Genomic DNA, 21,612 nt, shown 5'->3' on the forward strand with positions numbered 1-21,612 from the left:
GGCCGGGAGTGCGCCGGGACGTGAATCCGGCGACGCGGCTGCCCGCGGTTCGGATGCGCCCGCGCCGCCGCGTTTCTCCCGACCGAGTCAGGCCAGGGCCGCGGCCGCCGATACCGCGACCGGCGGTGCGCAGCGGCCCGCACCGGGCGGCGAAGCGCGGCAGTATCGCGGCGACGACGATATTCCGCCGCCCGACTACCCCGATCTACCGGATGACCCGGGCCCGATGGATTACCCGCCGATCGACGGCGTCCCACCGCCCTCCACACCGGAGGAGGAGCAGGAGATGCTGGCCGAATCGCAGACCCCGGTGGCGCCGGGGGATCGACGCGACCCGGACGAGGTCGCCTTGGAGTTGCTCAAAAGTGAGCTGGGTGCCACACGACTCGATGGTTGACAACCGGCGTTCACACGACGTTAAGTTAACCGGAGTTCGCACACGACGGTAGTATGAACGGGTGGCCGCGAACTGCGGTATCGCGACGTTCTATCGTATGCCCAGGGCTACTGGGCGGTAGGACTCGTGATCACCGCTGCTTGTCGGCTTTTGTACAGCGTTAGGACGACCGGGTTCCGGCCCGGTCGGCGAGGTCCCCCGCGGCCACGCCGCAAACGTGGTGTCGCTGCACAACGCGCTCGAACTGATGACGTTCGGACGCTGCATAGAGCGTGGATGGACGCATGTTCGCCCCCGCTGCACCCCAAGGAAGGAAACACTCCGATATGACCACAGAGGCCTACATTTACGAGGCCATCCGCACTCCACGTGGCCGCGGCAAGAAGACCGGTTCGCTGCACTCGGTGAAGCCGATTGATCTGACTGTTGGTCTGATCCAGGAGCTGCGCGTTCGCTTCCCCAACCTCGACGAGGACCGGATCTCCGACATCATCCTCGGCGTCGTCAGCCCGGTGGGCGACCAGGGCATGGACATCGCCCGCACCGCGGTCACCGTTGCCGGTCTGCCGGACACCGTCGGCGGCTTCCAGATCAACCGCTTCTGCGCCTCCGGCCTCGAGGCCGTGAACCTGGCCGCGCAGAAGGTCCGCTCGGGCTTCGACGACCTGGTCATCGCGGGTGGCGTCGAGTCCATGTCCCGGGTGCCGATGGGCTCCGACGGTGGCGCCTGGGCGCTGGACCCGGCCACCAACTACGACACCTACTTTGTGCCGCAGGGTGTTTCGGCCGACCTCATCGCCACCATCGAGGGCTTCAGCCGCGATGACGTCGACGCCTACGCGGTGCGCTCGCAGAACCTCGCCGATAAGGCGTGGACCGGCGGCTACTTCGCCAAGTCCGTGGTTGCGGTCAAGGACCAGAACGGCATCATCGTGCTCGACAACGACGAGCACCGCCGCGCCGGCACCACCGCCGAGGATCTGGCCAAGCTGAACCCGTCCTTCGCCGTGGTCGGTGAGATGGGCGGCTTCGACGCGGTCGCGCTGCAGAAGTTCCACTTCGTCGAGAAGATCAACCACGTCCACCACGGCGGCAACAGCTCGGGCATCGTCGACGGCGCCGCGCTGGTGCTGGTCGGTTCGGAAGAGGCGGGCAAGGCCTCGGGCCTGACCCCGCGTGCGCGCATCGTCGCCACCGCCACCAGCGGCGCCGACTCCACCATCATGCTCACCGGCCCGACCCCGGCCGCGCAGAAGGCGCTGGCCAAGGCCGGTCTGTCGCTCGATGACATCGACCTGTTCGAGATCAACGAGGCCTTCGCCTCGGTGGTGCTGAAGTTCCAGAAGGACCTGCAGATCCCGGACGAGAAGCTGAACGTCAACGGCGGCGCCATCGCGATGGGCCACCCGCTCGGCGCCACCGGCGCGATGATCACCGGCACCATGGTCGACGAGCTGGAGCGCCGCAACGGCCGCTACGCGCTGATCACCCTGTGCATCGGCGGCGGCATGGGCGTCGCGACCATCATCGAGCGCGTCTAACCCCAACCGACAGCACAGAATTCACGGCGGCGTTCGCGCAGGCCCGGAGGCGGTAGCTTGCGTAACCACGTAGGGACCGCGAACGCCGCCAATTAGACACAGGAGACACAGAGCTGTGAGCGAGACCAACATGATCGGTTGGGAGCAGGATTCGGACGGCATCGTCGTGCTGACGATGGACGACCCGAACCAGGGCGCCAACACGATGAACGAGCTGTACAAGACGTCCATGACCGCGACCGTGGACCGGCTCGAGGCCGAGAAGGACAACATCACCGGTGTGGTGCTGACCTCGGCCAAGAAGACCTTCTTCGCCGGTGGCGACCTGAAGAACATGATGAAGGTCGGTCCGGAAGACGGCCAGGCCCTCATGGAAGAGCTGGGCACCATCAAGTCGGCGCTGCGTCGGCTGGAGACCCTCGGCAAGCCGGTCGTTTCCGCGATCAACGGCGCGGCCCTCGGTGGCGGCCTGGAGATCACCCTGGCCACCCACTACCGCATCGCGGCCGACGTGCCGGGCGTGCAGCTCGGTCTGCCCGAGGTGACTCTGGGCCTGCTGCCCGCCGGTGGCGGTGTCATCCGCACCGTGCGCATGTTCGGCCTGCAGGGTGCGCTGATGCAGTTCCTGCTGCAGGGCAACAAGTACCGCCCGGGCAAGGCCAAGGAGATCGGTCTGATCAACGAGGTCGTCGGCTCGATCGAGGAGCTGGTGCCCGCCGCCAAGGCGTGGATCAAGGCCAACCCCGAGGGCGGCGTGCAGCCCTGGGACAAGAAGGGCTTCAAGATTCCGGGCGGCACCCCGTCTACGCCCGCATTTGCCGCCAATCTCCCGGCCTTCCCGGCCAACCTGCGCAAGCAGCTCAAGGGCGCCAACATGCCCGCACCGCGCGCCATCATGTCGGCCGCGGTCGAGGGTTCGCAGGTCGATATCGACAACGCGTCGCTGATCGAATCCCGCTACTTCGTCTCGCTGCTGACCGGCCCGGTCGCGAAGAACATGATCCAGGCGTTCTTCTTCGACCTGCAGTCGATCAACAACGGTGGTTCGCGGCCCAAGGATGTCCCGAAGAAGGAGATCCGCAAGGTCGGCGTGCTCGGCGCGGGCATGATGGGCGCGGGTATCGCCTACGTCTCGGCCAAGGCGGGCTACGAGGTCGTGCTCAAGGACGTCACCATCGAGGCGGCCGAGCGCGGCAAGAACTACTCCGAGAAGATCGAGGCCAAGGCGCTCTCGCGCGGTAAGACCACCGAGGAGAAGTCCAAGGCGCTGCTGGACCGGATCACGCCGACCGCGGATGCGGCCGACTTCGCCGGTGTCGACTTCGTCATCGAGGCCGTCTTCGAGAACACCGAGCTCAAGCACAAGGTGTTCCAGGAGATCGAGGACATCGTCACCCCGGACGCGCTGCTCGGCTCGAACACCTCCACCCTGCCGATCACCGGTCTCGCGACCGGCGTGAAGCGCCAGGAGGACTTCATCGGCATCCACTTCTTCTCGCCGGTCGACAAGATGCCGCTGGTGGAGATCATCAAGGGTGAGAAGACCTCCGACGAGGCGCTGGCCCGGGTGTTCGACTACACCCTCGCGATCAAGAAGACCCCGATCGTGGTCAACGACAGCCGTGGCTTCTTCACCTCGCGCGTGATCGGCACCTTCGTCAACGAGGCGATCGCCATGCTCAACGAGGGCATCGAGCCCGCGACCATCGAGCAGGCGGGTCTGCAGGCGGGCTACCCGGCCGCGCCGCTGCAGCTGTCGGACGAGCTGAACCTGACGCTGATGCAGAAGATCGCCAAGGAGACCCTCGAGGCCGCGCAGCAGGGCGACGCCACCCTGGGCGTCAAGCGCCACCCGGCGCAGAACGTCATCGACTACCTGGTCGAGCAGGGTCGCCCGGGTCGCCTGGGCAAGGCCGGTTTCTACGAGTACGACGAGGACGGCAAGCGCCTCGGTCTGTGGGCCGGTCTGCGCGAGCACTTCAAGACCACCGCCGGTTTCGGTGTGCCGCTGCAGGATCTGATCGACCGCATGCTGTTCATCGAGGCGATCGAGACCCAGAAGTGCTTCGACGAGGGTGTGCTGATCACCACCGCCGACGCCAACATCGGCTCGATCTTCGGCATCGGCTTCCCGGCCTGGACCGGTGGTGTGCACCAGTTCATCGTCGGCTACCCGGGTGGCCAGGCGGCCTTCGTCGAGCGTGCCGACTACCTCGCCAAGACCTACGGCGAGCGTTTCGAGGTTCCGGCCTCGCTGCGCAAGTAGTCTCGCGGAAACTCGCAACGCCGAAGCCCGCCACCGCCTTTCGCGGTGGCGGGCTTCGGCCGTTTTCGGGCAGCGATTTTCGGGTGCCGTTAACCCGCGTGATCGAGATGGTCGATACCGTTGGCGATTGTGGTCAGAGCTAGCCGATCCCTTCTCGTAGCGAGCTTCGCGGTCGCGTGTGCTGTTGCCCCGGTGGCCAATGCCGTGCCCCAGCCCATTACGCCCCTGCCCATTACGCCCCAGCCCATCGCACCTGGCGCGCCCGTGCCTGTCGCGCCGGATGCCGCTGCGGTGCGGCTGCTCGGCCAGCAGATCATTCCCTTCGACATCGACTTCCAAGGCACCACCATCGGTGGCCTGTCCGGCATCGACTTCCAGCCCAAGACCGGTGAATACGTGCTGATCAGCGATGACAGGTCGGAACGGGATCCGGGACGCTTCTACACCGCGCGATTCGGTGTGGACGAGGGCGGCGTGGGGCCGGTCACGTTCACGGGTACCCACCCGCTGCGCACCTCGGACGGCTCCCTGTATCCGCCGAAGTCATTGGATCCCGAGGAGATTCGCGTCGACCCGTGGACCGGTGACTACTACTGGACGCAGGAAGGTGAGCGCACCGATACCGTGTTGGCCGACCCCTCGGTGCGAATCACCCACCCGGACGGCACTTTCGTCGCCGAACTCCCGATCCCGGAGAACGAGCGAATGCGCCCGAGCACCGGCCCGCGTCAGAATCTCGCCCTGGAAGGCGCGACCTTCGCGGCGGGCGGCGCGCTGTTCGTCACCTCCGTCGAAGGCCCGCTGCTGCAGGACGGTCCCGTAGCCACGGTGACAACCGGTGCCACCTCGCGGATTACGGTTCAAGCCCGTTTCGGTCCGCTGCTGACTCAGTACGCGTACCCGATGGAGCCCGTCTTCGCGCAGTCACAGCCCGATCCCGGCCAGGGCATGAACGGCATTGCCTCGATCCTGGCCGCCGATCCGCTCGATCCAACGAAATTCCTTGTCCTGGAACGCTCTTTCGTGGTCGGCGTCGGCAATAGGATTCGCATCTACGAGGCCGATACCGATGGCGCGACCAATATCCTCGATGCGCCGCTCGACGGCGCCCGTCCGGTCGCCAAGCGCCTACTGGTCGACCTCGCCGATCTCGGCCTCGATCCCATCGACAATATCGAGGGCATGACCTGGGGTCCGCGCCTGTCGTCGGGTGCGCGAACCCTGATCCTGGTCAGCGATAACAACTTCTCCGACAAACAGCTCACCCAGATCGTGGCGCTGGCCCTTCGGTAGCTTCGTGCTTCAGCTGGGGCGCAGATCCTCGGCGGCCTCGTAGTACGCGTCGGCGGCCCGGGTGAAATAGTCGAACAGCACCTCACGCTGTTCGGCGGAATAACCGCCGATGATCTCGCCGATGCGGCGGCGCGCGGGGGCCAGGATCTCATCGAGATCGGCTGGCTTGTCGATCAATTCGACGATGACCTTGCGACGGTCGCCGGGCACCGGCACGCGGCGCACATAGCCCGCGTCCTCCAGGCGATCGATGAGACGGGTGGTCGGGCCGGTGGTCAGTCCGCTGCGGGCGCCGAGTTCGCCGGGGGTCATGGCGCCGTTGAGTTCCAGGATGTTGAGCGCGTAGAGGTCGGTCGCGCCCAGGTCGACGGCTCGGGCGCCCGCCTGTCCGTGCAGCATGACCGCGCTCAGATAGCGGCGGTAGACCTCGCTCGCGTCGGGGCGCATCGGTGGTGTTGACACGGATACCTCCATCTTCTAATCTCTTCTTCAACGAAGAGACTTCTTCAATGAAGAAAGCTCTTACAAGAAGAAATCTAACACGGAGGATCATCATGCGCGGCACCGACACCAATGTGGACACCCAGGCCATCCAGGGCGTGCTCACGGAATTGATCGAGGCATGGGGGCGCGGCGACGCCGATGCCTACGGCGCGGTCTTCACCGAAGACGCCACCTACACAAGCTTTCTCGGCACGCTCTACCGCGGTCGCGCCGATATCGCCGCCTCGCACCGTGCGCTGTTCGGCAGCGTCCTGAAGGGCACCCGGCTCGCCGACGACGTCGTCGACATCCGCTTCTACGGACCGGACACCGCCGTGGTCAACAGCCATGGTGACACCTACAAGGGCAAGCCCAAGCGCGCCGATCAGCTCACCAAGACCCAGACCTACACCCTGGTCCGCCGCGACGGCCGCTGGCTGATCGCCGCCTTCCAGAACACCAAGCGCAACAAGCTCATGGAACGCATCACCTACCTGTTCACCCCCGCCGCCCGCCCGTCAGCCGAACGCTGAACTCCCCCTGCAGGTTTCGTCAGAAGGACCCTGTCATGAACGCCACCGTCACGAATGCCCCAGAGCGCAGGCCACGCAACCGCCGCCGCTTCGTTTCCCGCATTCTCGCCGCCTGCGCCATCACCCTCCCGGCGACGCGGCCCGCCGCGGAGCGCTGAGCGGTTGGCATCACCTGCGCGGTTGGGCCACGCTGTTTCGAAAGCCACGCACTCCGGTTGATACCGCGCTACGTTGGAGTATGCGCAGACATGTCGGGCATCGCGAGATCGTTTCGCGATGTCCGATGTCGGTGTGTTTCTCGATCGCCGGTGACGCCGATTCGATATGAGTTCGAGGTGGTCACGTGAATCCACAGATGCGTTCGGGCAAGGCAAGCCCCGAATCGACTCCGGCCGAATCGGACACTCAGCGACAGACGCCCATCGAGATGGCCGACGAGCTGGATGCCATGGGCCTGTCGAGTGCCATCGAGATCGGCCGGGGCGGGTTCGGGGTGGTGTACCGCTGTATCCAATACGCACTGAACCGGGTGGTCGCCGTGAAGGTGCTGTCCGAGGAGATCGACGCCGAGAGCCGCGAACGATTCCTGCGCGAAGAACAGGCGATGGGTCGGCTGTCCGGGCATCCGAATATCGTCGACATTCTCCAGGTCGATGTCACCCCGACCGGCCAGCCGTTCATTGTCATGCCCTATTGCACCCGTGGTTCGCTGGAACAGGTCATTCGCGAACAGGGGCCGCTCACCTGGGCGGATTCCCTGCGTGCCGGGGTGAAGCTGGCGGGTGCGATCGAGAGCGCACATCGTGCCGGGATCCTGCACCGGGATGTCAAACCGGCGAATGTGCTGCTCAGCGCCTACGGCGAACCACAGCTGACCGATTTCGGCATTGCCAGGATTCCGGGGGGCTTCCGCACCTCGAGCCGATTGATCACCGGCTCGCCCGCCTTCACCGCCCCCGAGGTGCTCAAGGGTGATGAGCCGACGGTCCTGTCCGATGTGTACGGGCTCGGGTCGACGCTGTTCGCATTGCTGACCGGACATGCCGCGTTCGAGCGGCAGTCGGGGGAGAAGGTGATCGCGCAATTCCTGCGGATCACCACCCAGCCGGTGCCGGATCTGCACGGCCACGACATCCCCGATGATGTCGCCGAGGTCATCCAGCACGCGATGCACACCGATCCGAGTGGGCGGCCCGCCTCGGCATTCGAATTCGGTGAGCAGCTGCGCGCGGTGCAGGGCGCGCACGACCAGATGCCCGATGAGATGGCGCTATTGGATACCGCGGTGGTTCTGGATGGGGCGGACCAAGCGGAGGTGGGCGAATCCACGTCGACGCGACCCGCGGTGACCGCGCGCCGCAGTTGGCCATTGACATTGCGCCCCGCGGTATCTCAGCATCCGGTCAGCTCGACCTCGAGCGTGCCGACCCTGCCGCCGACGGCGACGACGAAATTCCGCCCGCCGACCCCGACCCGCGACCCGGTGCCGCGCCCGCGCCTGCTGGATACACTGCGCGCCGGTGGTCGTCGCAGGCTCGCGGTGATCCACGCACCGGCCGGATTCGGCAAGAGCACGCTGGCCGCGCAATGGCGCACCGAACTGTCCGAGGGCGGGGTCGCGGTGGCCTGGCTCGGCGTGGATCAGGACGACGATAACGAGATCTGGTTCCTGGCCCACCTCATCCAGGCGATCCGCCGGGTGCGCCCGGATATCGGCGAGGGTTTGGACCAGGTGCTCGAGGAGCGGCCCGCCGATGCGGCCGCCTTCGTCATCTCCACCCTGATCGACGAGATCCATGCCAGCGGCTCCACCGTCGTGGTGGTCGTCGACGACTGGCACCGGGTCGGCGATGCCGGCGTGCATCGGGCGATGGATACGTTGCTGGACAATGGATGTCACCATCTGCGCTTCGTGGTGACCAGCCGCGAGCAGTCGGGCCTGCCGACCAGCCGGATGCGGGTGCACGATGAACTGGTCGAGATCGGCTCATCGGCGCTGCGCCTGACCGCGGCGGAGACCAAGGATATTCTGGTGCGGCGCAATGGTTTCGCACTCACCGACAACCAGGTGGAGCAGATCCATGCGGCCACCGACGGCTGGCCCGCCGCCATTCAGCTGGTGAGTCTGTCATTGCGCGGCAATATCGATCCGGATCGGTTGATCGCCAATCTCGCCGAGGGCAGTCACGGCATCCGCGAGTATTTGGCCGAGAACGTGCTGGACACCCTCGAACCCAGGATGCTCGACTTCCTGACCTCGATCTCGATCACCGAGCGCGTCAGCGGTTCGCTGGCCTCGGCGCTATCGGAGGATCCGGACGGTGAACAGCTGCTGGAGCAGGCCGAACAGCGAGAGTTGTTCGTGCGGCGCATTGCCCACGATCCCGAGTGGTTCCGGGTGCAGCCGCTGTTCGCCGAACATCTGCGGGCGCGGTTGGAGCGTTCCGATCCGGCCGAGCTGCGGGCATTGCACCGCAAGGCATCCCGCTGGTACGCCGAACACCAGCTATTGCGCAAGTCGGTCGATCACGCACTGGCGGCGACGGATCTGAAGATGGCCCTCGACCTGCTCGAGAGCGGCGGCATGGACCTCATCGACAAGTCCCGGCTCGCGACGCTGCTGGGCACGGTATCGAAACTGCCGGTGCAGCAGGTGGCTTCGCGATCCAAACTGCTGATGGCGGTGGCCAGGGCGAATGTGAATCTGCAGCAGTCCAGTGCGGCTCGGACGGCTTTGGGGCGGTTGTCCAATGTGCTGGCGCGCGGATCCGCCAGCGATGACGATGTGGTCCGGCAGCGCTGTGAGGCGGCGGTGCTCGCGGCCTCGGATCAGATCGCCCGCGATCACACCGAGGGTGTGCTGGACCGGGTGGCCGACTGCCTGGAAAAGCCCGAAGAATTACCCGCGTGGACCGTATCGACCGCGGCGAATCTGATCTCGTTCGTGCGACTGTGCGAATTCGATTTCGACGGCGCCCGCGAAATCCAGGAATGGGCCGCGCCGTATCACGCCCGGTCCAAGGATCCGCTCGGCGCGGTATTCGGCCTGTGCGGACAGGGTGCCGCGGCCTATGAACAACTCGATATCGCCACCGCCACAAGCTGTTTCCAGCAGGCCTGGGAGACCGCGCGGGAGCGGTCGGGGCCGCGTTCGCATGCGGTGCGGGTGGCCGCCGCGCTGCTCGGTGAGATGAATTACCGCCGAGGCGAACTCGATACCGCCGATCGGCTGCTCGACGACAGCCACGAATTGGTCACCCGGGTCGGTCCGGTCGACTTCCTGATCTCCACTTTCGTGATCGGCGCCCGGGTCAAGGCCGCGCTCGGCGATCTCTACACGGCCACCGCCCGGCTCGACGAGGGCGATCGAATCGCCGCCGATAACCGGCTGACTCGGCTCGCCGCGCATATTCGCGCCGAGCGCCTGCGCCTCGGTCTGCTGACCGATACCGCGGCCCGGCGGGTCGCCGACGCCGCGACCGGATATGAATCGGATATCTCCGGAACCATTCACCAGGCACATCGAATGACGGGCGCGGCGGCGCTGGCGGCGGAGGCCGAGGAGATCGCCGCTATCCGGGCGCTGCTGGCCGAACGTCAGCTGCGGTCCGATGATCGTGCGGTGCGCCGGGCGCGCGCGCTGCACGGCCGGATGGTCGAACAGCAGCGTCCCCGTGCGGAGTTGGATACCGCACTGCTCTTGGCCGAATGTCTGGCCGCCTCCGGCTGGGTCGGCGAGGCCACCGGTCTGCTGCTGCCCGCGGCGGCCACCTGTGCCGAACACGGTTGGACCATGCCGCTGCTGGACGCGGGCCCCGGTGTGCTCTCCATCCTGGGGGTGCTGCGCACCGAAATGCGCGGCACACCGGGACAAACCGGAGATACCACACTGCCCGCCCTATTCCTGGATGAACTCCTCGGCTAGGACGGGCAGTTTCGGGGTAATGGTTACGGCTGCCACCAGGGCCGCAGCGGCAGACCGGATTCGCCGTTCGGGCCGAGTTTGACGCCGAGCACCTGGTGCAGCTGAACCACATTGCGCTGGAAGCCGAGTCGGCAACCGGCCATGTACAGGCCCCACACCTTCGCGGTGCCCTCGCCGACCTCTTCGACACAGGCATCCCAGTTGGCGACCAGATTCTTACACCATTCGTGCAGGGTGAGCGCGTAGTGCTCGCGCAGGTTCTCCTCGTGCATCACCTCGAGGCCGACATTCTGGATCTCGGAGATGATCCGGCCCGAGCCGATCAGCTCACCGTCCGGGAAGACATAGCGGTCGATGAAGTCACCGGCCTTGGTGGTCCGGGTGTTGTCCGGCCTGGTGATGGAGTGGTTCAGGAACAGGCCGCCCTCGCGCAGCTTGCTCTTGATGTAGTCGAAGTAGAACGGGTAGTTGTGCACACCGATGTGTTCGGTCAACCCGATGGAGGAAACGGCGTCGAAGCCGACCTCCGGAATATCGCGGTAATCGGAGTGCCGCACTTCGGCCAGCTCCGACAGTCCCTGTTCGGCGATCCGCTGCTGGGCCCACTCCGCCTGTTCCGCGGAAAGTGTCGCGCCGATGACCTTGACGCCGCGCTTGGCCGCATAGCGCACCATGCCGCCCCAGCCGCAGCCGATATCGAGCAGGCGGTCGCCTTCCTTCAGCCGCAGCTTGTCGAAGACCAGGCGGTACTTGTTCTCCTGGGCCTGTTCCAGCGTCCAGTTCTCGTCCTCGTAGACCGCGCAGGTGTAGGTCATCGAGGGGCCGAGGACGTATTCGTAGAAGGTGTTCGAGACGTCGTAGTGGTGGTGGATGGCCTCGGCGTCGCGAGTCTTGGAGTGCCGCAGGCCTTCCAGTGCGATCCGGCGCCACCGTGGCAGCGTCTCCTGCGGGGGCGGTGCGATCGGCTTGAGCCGCTCCCATCCGAGCGAGCGGGCGATGGTGACCAGCGCCAGCGCCGAGGGACGACGGAACTTCAACCCGTCCATCGCCTTCAGGATGTCGTACGGATCGCCGGGATGGACGCCGGTGGCGCTCAGATCACCGGATATGTAGGCGCGGGCCATGCCGAGGTCACCCGGCGCGGTCGCCAGGTAGTTGATGCCGCGCGGGGTCTTGATCTCCAGGCTGTATTCCGAATCCTCCGGTCCGGTCGTGCTGCCGTCGTAGGCGGTCAGCCGGATCGGGACATCGCCGTCGATCAGGGTCTCGAAGATCTCGGCAATGCTGAGTTTTGTCCCGAGGTCCGCGAAGACATCGGAACGGTCCTTGAATGTAGTCATTTGCGTTGCACCGCCTTCGAATACAAATCCAGCAATCGCTGGTCCGGGTCGTAGCGCTTCTTCAATTCGGTGTAGGTCTCGCCGCCGTACAGGGCCGCGAATTCATCTTCGCCGTAATAGGAATCCGAGTACAGGGATTTGTGACCGTCGAATTCGGTCACCGTCCGCTCGATGGCGCGGTTGGCCGTGCCCTCCTGCTGACCGGCGACGGTCGGGACCGCGGACCAGAATCCGACATTGACGTAGGTCCGGTTGGGCGCCAACGGATACAGCGGCCACGGGCGTGCGCTGGTCGCCCTCGCTGTTTCCCGCAGCCGCAGCGGGCACAGCCAGAGCGGTTCGATCGGAATTTCGCGCAGGAACCACTCGACGAAGTCCGCGGTCCGCTTGACCGGCACCTCGATGTCCTGCACCACCCGCTCGCGCGGCAGGTTGCCCTGGCGGGCCTCCAGTCTGTCGCCGATGTGGTACTTGTGATCCAGCGCGATGAGCTTCCAGTAGAAACTGCTGCGGCGGTAGCGCTTCGGCCAGAACCGGCGGATCTTCGGATTCTGCGTGCCGAACGCGCGCGAGCACCAGAACCAGTCGGTGTCCCAGCGCCACAGATAGTCGTGGATGGTCAGCCGGTCACGCTTGGGTTGTGCGGAGTCGTGCTGAATGGACCGGTAGTAGATGTCCATACCGGTGTAGTCGCTGACCGGGCCGGGCTCGTCGGTCTGGCGGCCCAGCGTCAGGTAGCTCTCGTCGGTGCTGAAGACCACGCCGTCGAGGTAGTCGACGGGTTCACCGTCGTAGGTCCTATCGGTAACGATCTGGGCCAGGGTGGATTCGAGTTCGCGCAGATCGTGGCAGCGGATGTGGCGCAGCGCCACGTAGGGCCGCACGGCCTCCAGTTCGATCTTCAGGCGGACCGAGTAGCCGAGGGTGCCGTATGAGTTCGGGAAGCCGCGGAACAGGTCGGCGTGCTCGCCATTCGGTGTCGCGGTGATGATCTCGCCCGCGCCGGTCAGCACGTCCATCTCCAGCACCGATTCGTGCGGCAGGCCATTGCGGAACGAGGTGGACTCGATGCCGAGGCCGGTGACCGCGCCGCCGAGGGTGATCGTCTTGAGCTGCGGCACCACCAGCGGGGCCAGTCCGTAGGGCAGGGTGGCGGCGACCAGATCCTCGTAGGTGGTCATCCCGGCCACCTCGGCGGTCTTGGCCTCGGCATCGACCGCGATGACCTTGGCGAGTCCGGAGACGTCCAGGCCGGGTGCGGTGTTCTTGGCCCTGGCCCGGAACAGATTCGAGGTCTTCTTCGCCAGCCGGACGTTGGCATCGGTGGGTATCGCGCGATAGCTCGCCAACAGTCGGTCCACACCCGCTCGATGCGCGGCGAAACCCGATTCGTGTGCGGCCGATGCGGGTCCGGCCTTCCCCAACAGACTCACTGCCACTCCTCGACGCTAGTACGCACCGGTGCACCGAGCCACAGCCATGACCTAGACGAGGGATAAATGTCACGGATCCGTTGCATCGGGAATATCAAGGACTCGCCGTATCAGCGCAGTGGTGATCCGGGCTGTGTCCGCTGCTCGTCGCGCGGGCTCCGCTCCCGCGTCGAGCAGCCGTTTCGCACGATGTATTGCATGGATCCCCTCCGGCGCAATCTGATCGGAGCCTAACAGTGCGCACCGGTCCGCGCGCGGTGATCAACATCGCGCCGCGCGGACCGACCTCGACGCCACGAAGCGCCGCGGACAGGGCAGGATAAGGGGGAAACCGCGGGAGCGGAGCCGCGGAGCGACCGAACCGCGGGGAGCCCGCGGAGCGACCAGAAGACGCAGCCGGACAAGGAGCTCATTGTGGGACAGGTCAGCGCCAGCAGTTCGATCGCCGTCGCGGCGGATCCGCAGCGCACACTCGAGGCCATCGCGGATTACGAGGCGGTGCGTCCGCGCATTCTCTCCTCGCACTACCGCGATTACAAGGTGGTGGAGGGCGGCAAGGGTGCGGGCACCGTCGCCGAATGGACCCTGCAGGCCACCGAGAAGCGTTCCCGCAATGTGCATGCGGTCGTTTCGGTCTCCGATTCCATCGTGACCGAGCGGGATTCGAATTCGACGCTGGTGAACACCTGGACGGTGACGCCGCACGGTTCGGGTTCGCAGGTCACCCTGCGCACCTCGTGGAAGGGCGCGGGCGGTGTCGCCGGCATCTTCGAGGGCATTTTCGCACCGTTGGGGCTGAAGAAGATTCAGGCCGAGGTGCTCGCGAATCTGGCGCGCGAACTCGCCTGAGACAACCGAAAGCCCGGCACCACACGCGTGCCGGGCTTTTTCGATCACGCGGCAGTTAGTTTGGCGGGCATGGAGCGGTAGGCGTGCAGGTTCCGCAGGGGATGCGGGATCGGCGGGCCGTCCAGGCGCAGATCCGGGTACCGCTCGAAGAGGGCTCGCAGCCCGACGGAGCCCTCCAATCGGGCCAGCGTCGCCCCCAGGCAGCCGTGCACCCCGTTGCCGAACGAGAGATGATCCGCGGCATTGGCCCTGGTCACGTCGAATCGTTCGGGATCGGGGAAGACGGTGGGGTCGTAGTTGGCGCCCGCCAACGACAGCAGCACCAGGGAACCGGATCTGACGCGCTGATCGGCGATGTCGACGTCACAGCTCGCGACCCGGCCCGTCATCCGCACCGGACCGTCGTAGCGCAGGATTTCCTCGACCGCGCGCGGCCACAGCTGGGGCTGTGCTGCCAGCAGTTCCAGCTGGTCCGGATGGCTTGTCAGCAGTTCGATTCCGTTGCCGAGCATATTCACCGTGGTCAAGAATCCGGCGTCCAGCAGCAGCGCCGCATTGGCCATCTGCTCGCGGCGGGTGAGCTCGCCACCTGTCACCAGCATGCTGAGCACGTCGTCGCCCGGTGCAGCGGTGAGCCGGTCGAAGTGTTGGTCGAAGTACCGCTCGACCTCGGCCAGGTCTTCGATGGCGTGGCGGTAGGTGGCCCAGCTCAGACCGCGTTCGAGCAGCGGCGCACCGCTGTCGCCCCACTTCAGCAGGGTCGCATGCATTTCGGCGGGCAACCCGAGGATCTCGGCGATGATCGCGACGGGCAACTGCTGGCAGAAGTCGACGATCAGATCCGGCCGCGGCTTCGATTGCAGGCCGTCGAGCAGGTCATCGGTGACTTCGACAACCCGCTCGCGCAGTTCGGCGATCGCCTTCGGAGTGAATGCCTGCCCGACCAGGCGACGGTATCGGGTGTGTTCCGGTGGATCGGTCACCAGCATCGAGGGCGGTTCCGAGAGGTTGGGCAGCCCCGGATCAGTCTTGGTCATCACCCATCGGACCGGCTTCGGAAGGGCTCGATGGCTGGGCGTGACCACGACGAAGCGACGGTCCCGCAGGATGAGTCGGCACAGCTCGTAGTCCACGGTTACGCGCGCCCCCCACATCGTGGGGATCCGGCCCCGCTGCCGGATCTGTTCGAGGTACCGCGACGAGCCGAGCAGACGATCGGGACCGATCGCGAGTTGCCCGAGGGGATTGCCCAGGTGCGCCGCCAACAGGAGAACGAACCGTGGCAGGCCGTGCATCAGCAGCCACCGAATCCATGCGCGGATCAGCACGTTGGCACCTCCCAGTCAGAACCTGTTCCCCATGATAGATAGCCGCTATGGTTGAAGGTCATTGCTTGTCGTCCCGGCTGCCGTGTCTCGACGACTCGCCTGCCGGTAACTGTGGTTTCGAGCGCTCACGAAGAGGATGGATTTCTGGGCGCCGAAGGTGATGGAGCGACGTTCGGATCAGGTGAGGGGCACCATGGACAGGCGCGGTTTCATCAGTTTCATCAGGGACACCGGCCTGGCTGCGACAATGGGTCTCGCGGGTGGAGGCATGCTTGCCGCGTCCGCGGCAACGGCCGAAGACTTCAGCCCGAGCCCGCGAACTCCGGTGTACCAGATGCTGGTGCCGGAGATCTTCGCGCCATTGCCGGATCCGGCCGATCATGTGCCCGCGATCGTCATCGGATCGGGGTTCGGGGGCGCGATCACTGCGCTGCGGCTGGCGGAGTCCGGAGTCCAGGTCGCGGTGCTCGAGCGCGGATCGCGTTGGCCGAATGATCCGTGGCGCGACATCTTCACCGCCGACACGATTCCCGATGGCCGCGGTTTCTGGCATCGCACCACCTTTACCGGTCCGAACCGGATTCCGGTGCAGTTCGATGCGTTCGGCGGGGTCCTCGACGTTTCCAGCTACCCGGGCATGGACGTGTGGCGCGGTGCGTGCGTCGGCGGTGGCTCGGTGGTGTTCACCGGGGTGATGATCGAGCCCGAGCAGCGGTTCTTCGACCATGTCTTCCGCGGTGTGGTCGACTACGGCGAGATGCATGAGGTCTACTACCCCAAAGTTCGAAAGATGTTGCGGCTGAGCCCGATACCCAACGACATCTATGATTCTTGGGCGTTCGCGCACTCGCGCGCCTGGGACGAGCAGGTCCGCGCGGTCGGGTATGCGCCGGAGCGCATCGACAGCAATTGGAATTGGAACGTCATCCGGGACGAGCTGGGCGGACGATCGATGCCGTCGGCGACGATCGGCTGTTCGAACCTCGGCAATTCCAATGGCGCGAAATTCGATCTGAACCAGAACTACCTGCGCTATGCCGAGGAAACCGGGTGTGCCCGGATCTATCCCGGCCATCGCGTGGATGCCATCGCCGAGGAACCGGGCGCGTCGGGTCGCTACGCCGTCACCGTCACCAAACTCGCACCTACCGGCGAGGTGCTGCGCACCCGAACGCTGACCTGCGACATGCTGTTCCTCGCCGCGGGCTCCGTCGGCACCTCCGAGCTGCTGGTGCGCGCGCGGGAGACCGGTGCGCTGGCGCACCTGAACGAGCACATCGGCGAAGGCTGGGGCGGCAACGGCGACGTCGCGTTGGCGCGCTCGGCCAGCTCGCCCGTGCTGGGTACCCAGGGCGCCGCGTCCGCGAGCCGGATTCTGGACGAGGCGGGCACACCCGTATCACTGGAGAACTGGTTCGTCCCCGGTGTGACGCCCCTCGATATCGGCATTATCGGATCGCTGGGCATGGTGCTCGACGACACCCGCGGCCGGTTCGTCTACAACCCGACCGACGGGCGCGTGAACCTGCAGTGGCCGGACAACGGCGCGGCCGAATACCTCACGCGGGCGCGCGAAGTCAACGACCGGGCGGCCTCCCCCGGCACGCCCATCACCCGAACGCCCTGGGACGCGGATGCCTCGTTCAGCCCACATCCGTTGGGCGGCGCGGTGATCGGACGCGCGACAGACCGGTACGGTCGGGTGTCCGGTCACCGCGGCCTGTACGTGATGGACGGGGCGGCCGTGCCCGGCAGCACCGGAACAGTGAACCCATCGCTGACGATCAGCGCGCTGGCCGAGCGCAATATCGAAGAAATCATTCGTTCCGGGCGGTAGTCGGCATCCGGACCGACGACACCAGGGCGGCCGCTGGATGTCGATATCCGACGATCAGCTGGCCGCGATATCGAACAGATTGCCCTCCGGATCGGCCAGCGTTGTCCACTGCACGCCGTACTCGTCGAAATCGCCGATGTGCTTGGCGCCCAGGCCGATCGCGCGATCGATCTGCGTGCGCCGGTCGTCGGCCTTCAGGTCCAGGTGGATCACATTCTTGCCGGGCGTCTTGTCCGGCACCTGGATGAACATCAGCACCGGCGAAATCCCCTCGGCCATACCGACGGTGGCGAACTCGGCGCTCGCGTTCGCGTCCAGCGGCCGATCCAATAGCTCGGACCAGAAACCGGCCAGCGTGGCGGCATCGGCGCAGTCGAAGGTGATGTGCCCGATGGTGAGTGTCATTGTGGTTCTCCCTCTTTCAGAGCCGACCGATGGGCCAGCAGACTTCGGTGCGGTAGGCGGTGGGATCGTCGATTTCACCGGGGCCGAGAACGTAGAGCTCCCGGACGGGTTCGGCCAGTGCGGTGTCGTGTTCGGCGACGTGGCTGCCGAGGGCGCCGTAGGTGCGGTCGAAATCGTCGAAGGGGCCCGAGTGCACGGTGACCGCGAAGCGGCGCGCGGGCAGTTCGATGATCGAGAGTTGCTCCGGCACCGCGATGTCGGCCGCGGCGGGGATCGGGACGAAGGCGGCGACCTCCCCCTCGTCGTCGGCGAAGAATTCCATCGAATAGGTTGCGCCGTCGACACCGGTGGGCGCGATATTCGTCGCGGCCAACGTCTCGTGCAGCAGCGCATACGTGGCCGCGCACCAGTCCCCGAGCGCGTCCCTGGTGACCGATTCGACGCGGGCGAGCGCCGCGAAGGCCGAGATCGATCGGTATTCGACGGTGATCGGCGCGGACGGTGTCAGCAGCGACCGCAGCGATGCCACCACCGACTGTGTGCGCTGCAACTCCGCTTCCATGCGCGCCAGATGTGCGCGCAGTGCCGCGTCCCGGGATTCGGTATCCGAGGCGGCCAGCACCGCCTTGATGTCGGGCAGCGGCATATCCAGTCCGCGCAGCCGCCGGATCAGATGGGCCTGCGCGACCTGATCGATCGAATAGCGCCGATATCCGGATCCGGCGTCGATCGCGACGGGTTCGAGCAGTTCGACCTCGTGGTAGTACCGCAGCGTCTTCACGCTGAGGTAGGTCAGCCGGGCGAACTCCCCGATGGAGACTGTCGCTGTCATGCCTCCAGCGAACACCCTCCAGTGAGGGGAGAGTCAAGCAATGGCGCTAGTAGGTCAGCGCGAAGGTCAACAGCAGCGTCGTCTGGAAATAGCCGCGCCACCAGGAGTAGCCGAACCACACATCGGGCGTGATCTCGCGGATCTCGTCATAGACCTGTGGTGTCGGTGAGGGGTCGTAGTTCAGCGCCCAGGTCGGTCCGCCATCGGAGAGCGCGGGGGCGGTGTAGACGTCGGCCTGCCAGGCCTCCAGGCCCGCGGGGGTGACCCGGTTCACCAGAAAGCCGCCGTCGGGGCCGGTGAAGAAGGTCTTACCGATCCACAGTGACGGGGCGATCGCCTGCATGACCGGTGGTCGGGTCACCCAGCCGTTGGTCACGCCGCTCGGCACATTGCCGCGCGGGGCGTCGTGGAAGATCGCGTCCTGCTGCACGGCCGAGCAGCGGAATCGGAGTGAATCGATGGTGGCCGTCGGGTTGTCGGGGTAGAGCACGCATCCGTCGCCGTAGTCCAGGGCCGCGTCGACGACATCGGAATCGACGACATCGGAATCGGGGACACCCGAGTCGGCGGCGGCGGGGCTCGCGACCCCGAGGAACACACTGGGGAAGCCCAAGGAAAGCACCAGGGTCGTTTTGAAAAGAACTCGGTTCGCGTTCATTGCTGTCTCCGGAAATCACCACACCCGACCCAGATCGATGGTATGCCGGTCGCCATGTGCCGCATTGGTTGAAGATCCAATCGTTACCCGGTCGTCGCTGGGCACCGGGCTCCGGACGGACGGCCCGCGGCCGCGCCCACTACGCTGGACGGCGACACTTTCCGCAGAGAGGACAAGCCGTGCAGCCCGGTGGTCAGTTCGATATGCAGCAGTTACTCGCCCAGGCGCAGCAGATGCAGCAGGCGGTGATGCAGGCCCAGGCCGAGATCGCGGCGACCGAAGTGGAGGGTCAGGCCGGTGGCGGCCTGGTCAAGGTCACGATCAAGGCGACCGGTGAGGTGGTCGCGCTGGCCATCGACCCGAAGATCGTCGATCCCGACGATGTCGAGGGCCTGCAGGATCTGGTGATCGGCGCGGTCAACGACGCCATGTCCAATGCGCAGCAGTTGGCCGCCGAGCGGCTCGGTCCGCTGGCCGGTGGCGGATCGCTGCCGGGTCTGCCCGACTTCTGATCCGAGGACGTCTTTGTACGAGGGCCCGGTCCAGGATCTGATCGACGAGTTGGGAAAACTGCCCGGCGTCGGTCCGAAGAGCGCGCAGCGCATCGCATTTCATCTGCTCCAGGTGGAGCCGCCCGAAATCGACCGGCTGCAGGCCGCTTTGCAGAAGGTGCGCGACGGCGTGCAGTTCTGCATTGTCTGCGGCACGGTCTCGGATAACGAAATGTGCCGCATCTGTTCGGATCCGCGTCGCGACCGCACCATGATCTGTGTGGTCGAGGAGCCCAAGGATGTGCAGGCCATCGAGCGCACCCGGGAATTCCGCGGCCGCTATCACGTGCTCGGCGGCGCGCTCGACCCGCTCAGCGGCATCGGACCGGACCAGCTGCGCATTCGAGAACTGTTGGCGCGCATCGGCAATCAGGAGGACGGCGTCGATGTCGCCGAGGTGATCATCGCGACCGATCCGAATACCGAGGGCGAGGCGACGGCCACCTATCTGGTGCGGATGCTCCGCGATTTTCCGGGTCTTTCGGTGACGCGATTGGCTTCCGGGCTGCCGATGGGCGGCGATCTCGAATTCGCCGACGAGCTCACCCTCGGCCGCGCGCTATCGGGTCGGCGCACGCTGTAATTCGGGGGTTGCGCTCGAAGGAACACGGGTTACTGTGTCGGGGATGAGCATCGAGTTCTTGTTGACCACGCTCGTCATCGTCGCCACCCCCGGAACCGGCGTGCTGTTCACGCTGGCGGCCGGACTGTCCCGGGGGACAAGGGCCAGCGTGATCGCGGCCTTCGGCTGCACGCTCGGCATCATTCCGCACATGATCGCGGCCGTGACCGGACTGGCCGCACTGCTCAACGCGAGTGCCGTCGCCTTTCAGACACTGAAATACCTCGGTGTCGCCTACCTGCTGTACATGGCGTGGAACACCTTCCGGGACAAGGGGGCGCTCGCGGTACCGGAGGAGCAGACCACAACGCATGGTGCGCCCTCGGCGCGGCAGGTGATCACCTCGGCGGTGCTGCTCAATATCCTCAACCCGAAGCTGACGATCTTCTTCTTCGCCTTCCTGCCCCAGTTCGTGCCGAACGGTGCGCCGAATGCACTGGCGCGCATGCTCGAACTGAGTGGGCTGTTCATGCTCGCCACCTTCGTGGTGTTCGCGGTGTACGGCGCGTGCGCGGCCGCCGTGCGCAACCACGTGATATCGCGACCCGTGGTGGTCACGTGGATGCGCCGGATCTTCGGGGCCTCCTTCATCGCCCTCGCCGGTCGACTGGCCGTGCAGAACCAGTGACCGTCACAGGGTGATGCGGCTCCAGGGCAGGGTTTGCAGGCGGGTGCGGTCGTCGATGGCCCAATCCCAGATCAGCTCCGCCACGATCTGCGGGTCGGTGACGGTTACGCCGAAGTGCTTGTCCGGGGCGCCATCTCGATATTCGAGGGTGAAGGTCCCGGACTTGTCGCGGTAGGTCTGGATGTAGATCTGCTCGTCGCGCTCGACGACCAGATAGGGATTCGGCGGGGCCAGTTCGGCGACCCACTGATCGGCCAGCGCCTTCGTCACATAGGGGAATTCACCGGCGCCACCGTGGGTGACCAGTGCGGGCACATGTCCGGCCGGATCGATCAACCAGGCCAGCTGCGGATCGTAGACGGCGTAGTTCAGCGGCGTCGCGATCTCGAACAGCAGATGCCGGACGAATCCGATCGCGTCGTACGGACACGGAACGGGCAGCACGGCACCGGTCGCCGCGCCGCCGATCGGAACCGTGCTCAGGAAACCGTCCTGTTCGGGTAGCTCGGCATTGCGTCTGTTCAGCTCGGCGGCCATCGCCGCGACCGCTTCCGTCTCGGGTCTACCCTGCTGGGTGGCCAGATACGCGTCGACCTGCGCGATCGTCGTGGCGACACCGGACGGCAACAAGACGTGGTCGTAACTCACCAGCCCAGACTACGGGGGCGCGATCGCAGCAAGTCCGGCGCAG

The 21,612-nt window shown here is 65.9% G+C and carries 19 protein-coding genes; 11 read left to right on the forward strand and 8 right to left on the reverse strand.

The features are described 5' to 3' along the window. The first annotated feature begins 723 nt into the window (after nt 1-723). From ACQP0C_RS01860 to ACQP0C_RS01870, 3 genes are all read left to right on the forward strand, one after another. Complete coding sequence (locus ACQP0C_RS01860) at nt 724-1,938, forward strand: acetyl-CoA C-acetyltransferase (RefSeq protein ID WP_433729950.1); 1,215 nt, start codon at nt 724-726, stop codon at nt 1,936-1,938. A gap of 115 nt (nt 1,939-2,053) precedes the next feature. Beyond that, nucleotides 2,054-4,204 (forward strand): 3-hydroxyacyl-CoA dehydrogenase NAD-binding domain-containing protein, encoded by a 2,151-nt coding sequence (locus ACQP0C_RS01865; protein WP_433729952.1) that lies wholly within the window; start codon nt 2,054-2,056, stop codon nt 4,202-4,204. Between the two features lie 192 nt (nt 4,205-4,396). Further along, nucleotides 4,397-5,497: an esterase-like activity of phytase family protein gene (locus ACQP0C_RS01870; protein WP_433729954.1), complete on the forward strand. Its 1,101-nt coding sequence runs from the start codon at nt 4,397-4,399 to the stop codon at nt 5,495-5,497. A gap of 9 nt (nt 5,498-5,506) precedes the next feature. Here ACQP0C_RS01870 and ACQP0C_RS01875 read toward each other — a convergent pair whose 3' ends face one another. Beyond that, nucleotides 5,507-5,959 carry a MarR family winged helix-turn-helix transcriptional regulator gene (locus tag ACQP0C_RS01875; protein WP_433729956.1) on the reverse strand — a complete coding sequence of 151 codons (453 nt, stop codon included), beginning with the start codon at nt 5,957-5,959 and terminating at the stop codon, nt 5,507-5,509. Nucleotides 5,960-6,051: 92 nt separating this feature from the next. Here ACQP0C_RS01875 and ACQP0C_RS01880 point away from each other — a divergent pair, with 92 nt between their 5' ends. The 3 genes from ACQP0C_RS01880 to ACQP0C_RS01890 all read left to right on the forward strand — a co-directional run bounded on the left by ACQP0C_RS01880 (nt 6,052) and on the right by ACQP0C_RS01890 (nt 10,438). Further along, nucleotides 6,052-6,513 carry an SgcJ/EcaC family oxidoreductase gene (locus ACQP0C_RS01880; protein WP_433729958.1) on the forward strand — a complete coding sequence of 154 codons (462 nt, stop codon included), beginning with the start codon at nt 6,052-6,054 and terminating at the stop codon, nt 6,511-6,513. 35 nt (nt 6,514-6,548) lie between these two features. Further along, entirely contained in the window at nt 6,549-6,671 is a 123-nt protein-coding gene (locus ACQP0C_RS01885; RefSeq protein WP_433729960.1) for a hypothetical protein, read from the forward strand. Nucleotides 6,672-6,868: 197 nt separating this feature from the next. Further along, entirely contained in the window at nt 6,869-10,438 is a 3,570-nt protein-coding gene (locus ACQP0C_RS01890; RefSeq protein WP_433734390.1) for a protein kinase domain-containing protein, read from the forward strand. A 23-nt stretch (nt 10,439-10,461) separates the two neighbouring features. On the opposite strand, the gene ACQP0C_RS01895 is transcribed toward ACQP0C_RS01890, so the two are convergent. Then, nucleotides 10,462-11,778 carry a class I SAM-dependent methyltransferase gene (locus ACQP0C_RS01895; RefSeq protein ID WP_433729962.1) on the reverse strand — a complete coding sequence of 439 codons (1,317 nt, stop codon included), beginning with the start codon at nt 11,776-11,778 and terminating at the stop codon, nt 10,462-10,464. Next, a complete protein-coding gene (locus ACQP0C_RS01900; protein ID WP_433729964.1) occupies nt 11,775-13,211 on the reverse strand; it encodes an FAD-binding protein in 1,437 nt (478 codons plus the stop codon). Before ACQP0C_RS01900 ends, ACQP0C_RS01895 begins: the two co-directional genes overlap by 4 nt. A 414-nt stretch (nt 13,212-13,625) precedes the next feature. Between ACQP0C_RS01900 and ACQP0C_RS01905 the strand changes: the two genes are divergently transcribed. Next, nucleotides 13,626-14,060 carry an SRPBCC family protein gene (locus ACQP0C_RS01905; RefSeq protein WP_433729966.1) on the forward strand — a complete coding sequence of 145 codons (435 nt, stop codon included), beginning with the start codon at nt 13,626-13,628 and terminating at the stop codon, nt 14,058-14,060. A gap of 44 nt (nt 14,061-14,104) precedes the next feature. On the opposite strand, the gene ACQP0C_RS01910 is transcribed toward ACQP0C_RS01905, so the two are convergent. Further along, on the reverse strand, nt 14,105-15,355 hold the full coding sequence (locus ACQP0C_RS01910) for a cytochrome P450 (protein ID WP_433734391.1): 1,251 nt from the start codon (nt 15,353-15,355) through the stop codon (nt 14,105-14,107). 226 nt (nt 15,356-15,581) lie between these two features. Between ACQP0C_RS01910 and ACQP0C_RS01915 the strand changes: the two genes are divergently transcribed. Beyond that, on the forward strand, nt 15,582-17,225 hold the full coding sequence (locus ACQP0C_RS01915) for a GMC oxidoreductase (protein ID WP_433729968.1): 1,644 nt from the start codon (nt 15,582-15,584) through the stop codon (nt 17,223-17,225). Nucleotides 17,226-17,279: 54 nt separating this feature from the next. On the opposite strand, the gene ACQP0C_RS01920 is transcribed toward ACQP0C_RS01915, so the two are convergent. From ACQP0C_RS01920 to ACQP0C_RS01930, 3 genes are read right to left on the reverse strand one after another with little or no spacing between them, the layout of a single operon-like run. Next, nucleotides 17,280-17,630, reverse strand: coding sequence for a VOC family protein (locus tag ACQP0C_RS01920; protein WP_433729970.1), 351 nt, complete (start codon nt 17,628-17,630; stop codon nt 17,280-17,282). Nucleotides 17,631-17,646: 16 nt separating this feature from the next. Further along, nucleotides 17,647-18,462: a MerR family transcriptional regulator gene (locus tag ACQP0C_RS01925; protein WP_433729972.1), complete on the reverse strand. Its 816-nt coding sequence runs from the start codon at nt 18,460-18,462 to the stop codon at nt 17,647-17,649. Nucleotides 18,463-18,508: 46 nt separating this feature from the next. Beyond that, complete coding sequence (locus ACQP0C_RS01930) at nt 18,509-19,120, reverse strand: hypothetical protein (protein WP_433729974.1); 612 nt, start codon at nt 19,118-19,120, stop codon at nt 18,509-18,511. Nucleotides 19,121-19,299: 179 nt separating this feature from the next. Here ACQP0C_RS01930 and ACQP0C_RS01935 point away from each other — a divergent pair, with 179 nt between their 5' ends. Genes ACQP0C_RS01935 through ACQP0C_RS01945 form a run of 3 tightly spaced genes read left to right on the forward strand, consistent with a single transcriptional unit; the run spans nt 19,300 to nt 20,921 of the window. Continuing rightward, entirely contained in the window at nt 19,300-19,632 is a 333-nt protein-coding gene (locus tag ACQP0C_RS01935; protein ID WP_433729976.1) for a YbaB/EbfC family nucleoid-associated protein, read from the forward strand. 13 nt (nt 19,633-19,645) lie between these two features. Beyond that, complete coding sequence (gene recR, locus ACQP0C_RS01940; RefSeq protein WP_354954554.1) at nt 19,646-20,254, forward strand: recombination mediator RecR; 609 nt, start codon at nt 19,646-19,648, stop codon at nt 20,252-20,254. Between the two features lie 43 nt (nt 20,255-20,297). Further along, nucleotides 20,298-20,921, forward strand: coding sequence for a LysE family translocator (locus ACQP0C_RS01945; protein ID WP_433729978.1), 624 nt, complete (start codon nt 20,298-20,300; stop codon nt 20,919-20,921). Nucleotides 20,922-20,924: 3 nt separating this feature from the next. Here ACQP0C_RS01945 and ACQP0C_RS01950 read toward each other — a convergent pair whose 3' ends face one another. Then, nucleotides 20,925-21,569, reverse strand: a complete 645-nt coding sequence (locus ACQP0C_RS01950; RefSeq protein ID WP_433729980.1) for a hypothetical protein — start codon at nt 21,567-21,569, stop codon at nt 20,925-20,927. Nucleotides 21,570-21,612 lie beyond the last annotated feature (43 nt).

Source organism: Nocardia sp. CA-129566, assembly GCF_050956075.1.
In the GTDB taxonomy this organism is placed as follows: Bacteria; Actinomycetota; Actinomycetes; order Mycobacteriales; family Mycobacteriaceae; genus Nocardia.